The organism is Streptomyces sp. CAI-85 (genome assembly GCF_013363615.1).
Classification (GTDB): domain Bacteria; phylum Actinomycetota; class Actinomycetes; order Streptomycetales; family Streptomycetaceae; genus Streptomyces; species Streptomyces antibioticus_B.
Genome location: NZ_JAANNX010000195.1, coordinates 1 through 1,148 on the forward strand (window position 1 = coordinate 1; position 1,148 = coordinate 1,148).

Consider the following 1,148-nt stretch of genomic DNA (forward strand, 5'->3'; position numbering starts at 1 on the left):
TGGGAGCGCCGTGACGTCGTCATGACCAACTGGCGCGACGGCTCGGTCAACTTCGAGCAGCGTGGCGTCGAGTTCCCCGACTTCTGGTCGGTGAACGCGGTCAACATCGTCACCAGCAAGTACTTCCGGGGCGCGGTCGGCACCCCGCAGCGCGAGGTGAGCCTCAAGCAGCTCATCGACCGGATCGTGAAAACCTACCGGAAGGCCGGCGAGGACCACAGGTACTTCGCCTCGCCCGCCGACGCCGAGATCTTCGAGCACGAGCTGGCGTACGCCCTCCTGCACCAGATCTTCAGCTTCAACAGCCCCGTCTGGTTCAACGTCGGCACCCCGCAGCCCCAGCAGGTCTCCGCCTGCTTCATCCTGGCCGTCGACGACTCCATGGAGTCGATCCTCGACTGGTACAAGGAAGAGGGCATGATCTTCAAGGGCGGCTCCGGCGCCGGCCTGAACCTGTCCCGCATCCGCTCCTCCAAGGAGCTGCTGTCCTCCGGCGGCAACGCCTCCGGCCCGGTCTCCTTCATGCGTGGCGCCGACGCCTCCGCCGGCACCATCAAGTCCGGTGGCGCCACCCGCCGCGCGGCCAAGATGGTCGTCCTCGACGTCGATCACCCCGACATCGAGGACTTCATCCAGACCAAGGTCAGCGAGGAGGAGAAGATCCGCGTCCTGCGCGACGCGGGCTTCGACATGGACCTGGGCGGCGACGACATCACGTCCGTCCAGTACCAGAACGCCAACAACTCGGTCCGCGTGAACGACGAATTCATGCAGGCCGTGGAGCAGGGCGGCCGGTTCGGCCTGCGCGCGCGGATGACCGGCGAGGTGATCGAGGAGGTCGACGCCAAGGCGCTCTTCCGCAAGATCGCCGAGGCCGCCTGGGCCTGCGCCGACCCCGGCATCCAGTACGACGGTGTCATCAACAACTGGCACACCTGCCCCGAGTCCGGCCGGATCACCGCGTCGAACCCGTGCAGCGAGTACATGCACCTGGACAACACGTCCTGCAACCTCGCCTCGCTGAACCTGATGAAGTTCCTCAAGGACGACGGCCAGGGCACCCAGTCCTTCCAGACCGAGCGCTTCCAGCAGGTCGTCGAGCTGGTCATCACCGCGATGGACATCTCCATCTGCTTCGCCGACTTCCC

At 65.9% G+C, this 1,148-nt stretch carries 1 pseudogene; it reads left to right on the forward strand.

Annotated elements, in window-relative coordinates:
* Positions 1-1,148, forward strand: a pseudogene (locus G6W55_RS37725) (vitamin B12-dependent ribonucleotide reductase); the annotation flags it as partial.